6 protein-coding genes are annotated in these 7,804 nt (G+C 33.9%); 5 read left to right on the top strand and 1 reads right to left on the bottom strand.

Annotated features, from left to right (window positions below; translation table 11 throughout):
* The 5 genes from CDH49_RS10340 to CDH49_RS10320 all read left to right on the top strand — a co-directional run.
* A partial coding sequence (locus tag CDH49_RS10340; RefSeq protein ID WP_162296717.1) for an HYR-like domain-containing protein occupies nucleotides 1–1,641 on the top strand: 1,641 nt, incomplete at its 5' end.
* A 12-nt stretch (nucleotides 1,642–1,653) separates the two neighbouring features.
* Nucleotides 1,654–2,580, top strand: a complete 927-nt coding sequence (locus CDH49_RS10335; protein WP_100615435.1) for a PorP/SprF family type IX secretion system membrane protein — start codon at nucleotides 1,654–1,656, stop codon at nucleotides 2,578–2,580.
* Nucleotides 2,581–2,597: 17 nt separating this feature from the next.
* Entirely contained in the window at nucleotides 2,598–4,514 is a 1,917-nt protein-coding gene (locus tag CDH49_RS10330) for an OmpA family protein (protein WP_193434728.1), read from the top strand.
* A 76-nt stretch (nucleotides 4,515–4,590) separates the two neighbouring features.
* On the top strand, nucleotides 4,591–6,507 hold the full coding sequence (locus tag CDH49_RS10325) for an OmpA family protein (RefSeq protein WP_100615434.1): 1,917 nt from the start codon (nucleotides 4,591–4,593) through the stop codon (nucleotides 6,505–6,507).
* A gap of 139 nt (nucleotides 6,508–6,646) precedes the next feature.
* Nucleotides 6,647–6,838, top strand: coding sequence for a hypothetical protein (locus tag CDH49_RS10320; RefSeq protein ID WP_100615433.1), 192 nt, complete (start codon nucleotides 6,647–6,649; stop codon nucleotides 6,836–6,838).
* A gap of 346 nt (nucleotides 6,839–7,184) precedes the next feature.
* On the opposite strand, the gene CDH49_RS10315 is transcribed toward CDH49_RS10320, so the two are convergent.
* Nucleotides 7,185–7,679, bottom strand: coding sequence for a CAP domain-containing protein (locus CDH49_RS10315; RefSeq protein WP_100615432.1), 495 nt, complete (start codon nucleotides 7,677–7,679; stop codon nucleotides 7,185–7,187).
* Nucleotides 7,680–7,804 lie beyond the last annotated feature (125 nt).

The raw sequence follows: 7,804 nt of genomic DNA, 5'->3' as shown, positions 1-7,804 counted from the left end.
GAAAATACCGATCCTACATGTGAGGGCAGCAAGGTATATACATTTACGTATACCGACTGCGCAGGCAACGAATCAGTATATACCTATACCTATACCATTGAGCTTGACAGCTTCATATTGCCTGCCAATGGCTTAAGCGCTGTTGGAAACCTAGCGGATGCCGTGGAACCAACACCTCCTACGGTTACCGATAACTGTGGAAATACGATCACGCCATCTCCCGCGGTCAAAACTGACACTCCTGATTGTCAAGGCTCTATTGTGTATACCTTTACATATACCGACTGTGCCGGTAATACTGCTGATTGGACATATACCTATACCGTTATTCTGGCTCCTTTCACGGTTCCCGCAAATGCAGGCTCTACCGTGGAATGTATTGTGGATGCTACCGCACCAACACCTCCTACTGTTTTTGATGCCAACAACAATGAGGTAGTTCCTGTTATGGCCGAAAGTAATGATCCTGCATGTGAGGGCGAGAAAATATATACCTTTACATATACCGACTGTGCCGGCAATACTGCTGATTGGGTTTATACATATAAAGTTCAAGACACGATAGCCCCAATAGCTCCAAATGCTCCATTAGATATGACTTATGAATGCATAGAGGATGTACCAGTCGCAGGGAATTTAACAGCTGTTGATAACTGTGTTGGTGATATTACTGTTGCAGGTGTTGATACCGTTGATAATTCAGATCCTTGTAGGATTATCATAAGCCGTGCTTGGAGTTTTACGGATGCATGTAATAATACATCTACCGTAACTCAAACCATTACAGTTCAGGACACCAAAGCCCCAACAGTTGCACCATATGATGATGTATTAAATGTAAGTTGTACCGCTATCCCTGAAGTACCTTCATTAGAATTTGAAGACAACTGTTCTTCAAATGTTATTGTAGAATTCAGCGAAACTAGTACCTATGATGAAAATGTTTTCCAAGATTATCAAATAGTAAGAACTTGGGAAGTAGCAGATGCATGCGGAAACACTGATGAGTTTACACAAACCATCAATGTAACCTTGGATGAAATCCTTACACAATTAACCGCTGAAGATAGATGTTATAAAGATGGTATCATTGATTTGGATACTTACATATCCAGTACTGGTGGTACATGGGAAATGATTCAAGGAAATCCTGATGCTACACTTACTGATAACATTTTTGATCCAACTAACCTACAATTAACACCAGAGTTCTTGCCTACAACAGATGGTATAGAATATATTTTTAGACATACAGCTATTGTTGATGGTTGTAAAAGCGTTACAGAATTATCGATTATAATTGATGCGAAATGTGATGTTTTACCTTGCGGGGCTGAAGATATTGAGATTTCTAAAGCTGTAACGCCTAATGGCGATGCCTACAATGAAACTTTTGATATCATATTTGATTCAACTTGTGGCTTCAAAGCTAATGTGAAAATCTTTAACCGATGGGGTGCATTAATATATGAAAGTAGCGATTATAGAATCGGTAAAAACATGGGTGGTTTTGCAGGTAGAGCTCAATCATCAGTTGGTAGTGCCGACCAAGTACCTAATGGAACTTATTACTATATCATCGTATTAGAAAATAGTGGATTAAAACCTTTTACAGGCCCCTTATATCTTGGAACCAAATAAATCAATTAACCTATGAAACGTATTAAAAAACATATATTCGCTTTAGTATTGTTTAGCTGTACGGTTGGAGTTGCCCAACAACTACCCCAATTTACACAGTATATGTACAATACTATCTCTATAAATCCCGCATACGCAGGCAGTAGAGAAGCCTTAAGCATTATTGGATTACATAGAAGCCAATGGGTTGGCTTTGATGGTGGCCCAGTTACACAAACCCTTTCTATACATACACCATTAAGGAACGATAGGATTGGTTTAGGGCTATCATTTATAGAAGATGATTTAGGTCCTCAAAACTTTACATTTGTTTATACTGATTTCTCATATTCAATCCCTGTTGGCGTTGAAGGAAAATTGGCCTTTGGTATAAAAGGTGGGTTTACTCAATACAGTTTTGACAACGATTTCCTAAATGACCCTTCAGTTATGGAAGACCCTTACTTTAGAGGTTATAGAAGTCTTTGGACTCCAAATATTGGATTAGGAGTTTATTACAGCACAAATAAATTCTATGTAGGTTTATCAACTCCAAGAGTATTAAATTCTGATGTTAATAAAAATGAAGGCTTTGAAGCATTAGAGCGTATAAGTTACTATGGTACAGCTGGATATGTTCTTGATATGTCTGATAAATTTAAATTTAAACCTGCCGTTATGGTAAAAGGGACAAACGGTGCACCTATGTCTTATGATTTTACAGCCAACTTTCTATTTGATGAAAAGTTTTGGTTTGGTGGATCTTACAGGCTAAATAACGAAACAGGAGCTATAGGAGGTCTTGTTGACTTTCAAATATCACGCCAGTTACGTCTAGGTTATTCCTATGAAAAACCCATTTCAGATATTGCCAGATACACTTCTGGAACACATGAAGTTTTACTTATTTATGAATTTAAATTCTTGAGTTCTAAATTGAAATCTCCAAGGTATTTCTAAAACAAAAAGACCTAACCATGAAATCAAAAAATTACATCATAGTTTACTTTGCTTTAATACTAAGTTTGGCAGGATTTGCTCAAGAAGGAAAACAAAAGAGAGCAGACACTCTTTTTAATAAATTTTCTTTTGTAAAAGCTGCTGAAGTGTATCATGAGCTTATTGAAAACAATTACAATAAAGATTATGCTACCAGGCGGTTGGCTGACTGCTATGCCTATTTAAGAAATCCTAATCAGGCATCTCGATATTACAAACAAGTAGTTCAACAAGAAAATGTACCAATAGAATATTATTATAAATATTCCCAGGCCTTAAGAGGGAATAAGGAATATGATGAATCTAGAATATGGCTAGAACGCTTTAAAGATTCTGGAGGTATTACCAATTCAAATAATTTTGATAAGGACATTGATTTTATCTCAAATGTTTTCAATGCTAAACAGCAATATTTTTTAAACAAATTAAATATCAATACAAAGTTTAGTGATTTTGGTGCTATTGAACATGATGGAAAAATATATTTTACATCTTCAAGAGATGAAGGTGTATCCATAAAGCGATTATATGGATGGAACGAACAACCTTTTTTAGATGTTTATGTTACTAGTAAAGACTCTAAAAAGCAAGTTGACCATACGTCCAAACTTAAAGGAGATGTTAATTCAATTTACCATGATGGCCCTGTTACTATTACGAATGATGGAAAAAACATGTATTTCTCAAGGAACAATGCCAATGATTTAGGTAAAGAATACGATAAAAAAGGTATAAGCAATGTAAAAATTTACAGAGCTACCTTTAAGGATAGTATTTGGACTGACATTGAAGACCTTTCAATAAACAATAAAGAATATTCAACCCAACACCCTGCGTTAAGTCCGGACAACAAAAAATTATATTTTACTTCTGATATGCCCGGTGGCTATGGAGGATCAGACATCTATGTGGTCGATATTAATCCTGATGGAACCCTTGGGATACCTAAAAACTTAGGTAATGTTGTCAATACCAGATTTACGGAAGGAACACCTTTTGTAAATAATGAAGGTACCTTATTCTTTGCCTCTGATGGGCATGTGGGCTTAGGTTTATTGGATATTTTCGGCACCAGTGCCGATGAAAATGGAGATATTACAAATGTTATAAATCTTGGGGTGCCCATAAATTCAAATAAAGACGATTTTTCATTTACTATGAATGCTGATGGTCTTACAGGTTATTTTTCTTCCAACAGACCAGGAGGCAGAGGTGATGACGATATTTACAGCTATTACAGAGTGCCTTTGCTACATGTAAAAGGTACAGTTATAGATGCTATAAATACAAGACCAATTCCTAATGCCATAATTACACTTTATGATGACAAGGAAAATAAAATAGCAGATATGATGACTGATGAAAATGGAGACTATTCCATTAACATAGATAGAAATAAAGATTATAAAATTGTCGCCAGTCAAGCTAAATACATCGATGATTATAGAGTATTTACCTCTAAAAACCTTAAAAGTATAGAGTCCACAATTACTGCTAACTTAATTCTAAATCCTGTCCAAAATGTTGTGATATTAGCTGAGTTAAATACCATCTATTTTGATTACGACAAGCACAACATTCGTCCGGATGCCGCTTTAGAACTTGATAAAATTGTTAATTTAATGAAAAACGATTATCCCGAAATGGTAATACGTATAGAATCCCATACAGATTCAAGAGGTGAACTATCATATAATGATAAACTATCCATAGATAGAGCAAATTCAACTTATGAATATTTAGTATCTAAAGGTATTGATGCTTCCAGAATCACTGAACATCAAGGTTTTGGGGAACGAAGATTAACCAACGGCTGTGAAGATGATGAAACGTGTGAAGAAACCGATCATCAACTAAATAGACGTACCGATTTTATTGTTGTTAAAATGGAGTAAGTTGTTTCGGTCAGCAGTATGAAAATGATGTAAACAAAATGTCTTGTAAAAACAAGTTGTTTTTTAATTAATAATCATGAAATTAAAAAATTACATATCAATTTGTATCGTATTATTTATAAGCATGTTCTCATTTGCCCAATCTGGTTTGCAAAAGAAAGCGGATAATTTATTTAACAAATTTTCATTTTATAATGCTATTGAAGTCTATGAAGAATTAATAAGTAAAAATTATAATTCAGCTTATAACACACGACAATTAGCAGATTGCTATGCCTATTTAAGAAATCCAGAAACTGCTGTTACTTATTTTAAAAAAGTAGTAGAACAACCAAATGTTCCTATAGAATATTATTATAAATACAGTGAAGCTTTACGAGGCATTAAAGATTATGATGAGTCCAGAATTTGGATGAAAAAATTTAAAGATGCTGGCGGTGTTTTAAATGACAAAAAAATATCTGAAGACGCCGATTTTATAACGGCGGTGTTTAATGCTAAGCAACAGTATTTCTTCTCTGAAGTTAAGTTTAATTCCAAACACAGTGATTTTGGCGCTTATGAACGTGATGGTACTATTTATTTTGCATCGTCTTCAGATGAAGGCGTTTCAACAAAACACGTGTACGGTTGGAACAATCAACCTTTTTTAGATGTTTATGCAATTGCTAAAGATAGTGACACCATCATTCACCATAAATCCAAAATTAAAGGAAAAATCAATTCCAATTACCACGATGGGCCATTAACCATCTCAAAAGATGGTCAAACCCTGTATTTTTCTAGAACCAATTTCATTGGAAATGAATTAAAGACAGATGAAAATGGCTTAAGTAATTTAAAAATATACAAAGCGATACTCATTGAAGGTGCTTGGGAAAACATTGAAGAACTTAGCATTAATAATGATGATTATTCTATTGGGCATCCAGCCTTAAATGCCGATGGAAGCAAATTATATTTTGCATCAGATATGCCAGGTGGTTTTGGCGGAACGGATATTTATTATGTAGATATAAATACTGATGGTTCTTTAGGAACTCCAAAAAACTTGGGAAATACAGTCAATACTAATAAAAATGAAGTGTTTCCTTTTGTTAATAGTGAAGATGTGCTTTTCTTTTCGTCTGATGGTCATTTAGGACTCGGGCTTTTAGATATTTTCGGAACTGTTTCAGATAAAGATAACACCATTGTAAGCATTTTAAATTTAGGTGTCCCTGTCAATTCCAATAAAGATGATTTTTCATTTTTTATGAATGAAGACGGATTAACCGGATACATGGCATCAAACAGGGATGGTGGTATTGGCGATGATGATATTTATGCCTATTATAAATTACCAGAACTTAAGGTTGAAGGCACTGTAACCGATTCATCTAATGGAAACCCTATAGCAAATGCTACTGTTAGTTTATTAGATGCCACTAGCAATGAACTTGCCCAAGTAGCAACTGATGAAAATGGCCGTTATGATATTAATATAGACAGAGATGCCAATTATTACCTTAAAGTTAATAACGATAATTATATGGACATCACCATTCCTGTAACATCTAAAGGCATTGAGGATAGCATTACTAGCATTACAAAAAATATTACATTAAATCCTATAGAAAAAGGACTTCCAATCAACGAGTTAAACACCATTTATTTTGATTTTGATAAATATGATATTAACAAGGATAGTTCCATTGAATTGGATAAAATTGTAGATATGATGATGAATCTGCATCCTACAATGTCCATCAAAATTGAATCGCATACCGATTCAAGAGGTCCAGAACACTATAACGACAGGTTGTCTCAAGAGCGCGCGAAATCAACATATGAGTATTTGATATCTAAAGGTGTTCAAGCCTCAAGAATCATCGAATACAAAGGTTATGGCGAGCACAAATTAACCAATAACTGTGATGGAGCGGTGCCTTGTACCGAAGAAGAGCATCAATTAAACAGACGCACACAGTTTATCGTTCTACAAATTAACTAAGCCAAAATTCAATAATAATTAGTGTTTAAAACCTATTAGCAAAACCAATTGCTAATGGGTTTTTTGATTATATTTGATTATGGGGTTATCTTATCCCTAGTTGCCATTTCATTGAGGAAAGAACTCAAAATCGAAAATTATGGAAGAATTAAAATTGCATTCTTTTGGACAAAATAACCATCTTGAATCTCTAAAGAAAAAGTATGATTCTTTAAGAAAGAGAATTAATGACAACAAAAATTTGACTGAATCTGAAAAATTCACGGAATTGGAAACTTTGACAAAATCCTTTGAAAAAGAAAAGCGGAATTCTGATAACAATCTTTATTAATCCGGGATTTCAAGAAGTTTGCGGAATTGAGAAAACATCTGACCTTACTAAAGCTTATAAACAAGATTTTACGACTGACTAAAAATTAAAAAAAAACAACGAAATGGCAATACAGTGTATAAAAAAATGCTAGTTTTAGCTAACACAAATTTAATTTTCTGGTTTGCTGGCCTCCGATTTTACTTTTCATAAAACAAAATTTCATATAAGAAACTCTGTAAAACAAAAAAATCCTCCCATTACTGAGAGGATTTTATACCTAAAGCTAAATTCAATAACAACTAAGTTATTATATAACCTATAAAAAAGGTTATGTTTTTAAATCGATACGATGCGTATTTAGATTTTATCTTTTTATGAATATATTGGTATAATACCACTTGTTATCGGATCCTTTTTCAGCCGAAATATCAAAGTTGGTAAAATCACCTTCTATATTAGTTTTGTGACTCTCACTTTTTAACCAAGCGCTTACTAACGATTGAGCTGATGTAAAACCCCAGGCTACATTTTCAGAAACTCTTGTAGCCCCTGCGTTTTGTTTTAAAAAGGCACTTCTTTCAAAAAAATAGTCATGGGACATTTTTTGATTCTCAGCCATATAATCACTATGATTAAATGTTTGTGACTTAATAAGATCCATATTTTGTAGCGGGTTTAAGCCTACTGACAATCTATGATTATTAATAAGTTCTAGAATTTCTAATTCAAATGGTGTTGGTGTAGGAACAACAAGATTGGCTGTTAGGTATTCAGCCTTATCATCAATGCTGTCTGTTGAACAAGAGAAGGTCAACACAGCTAACAATGCCACTAGTGACAGCTTAGTTAATAACTTCATAGGTTAAGTAAATTTAGATTTGGTACTATAAATTTAGTGCCCTAACCTTGAAGCGAATGTTAACGAAATGTTAAAATCGATTAAAAACAAGCATTATATCGTTTTTTAATGCATTTAATCGTTGA

It is taken from the genome of Confluentibacter citreus (genome assembly GCF_002807055.1).
GTDB lineage: Bacteria > Bacteroidota > Bacteroidia > Flavobacteriales > Flavobacteriaceae > Confluentibacter > Confluentibacter citreus.
Note: the sequence above shows the minus strand (reverse complement) of the source record. Positions and strands in the feature narration are given on the sequence as shown.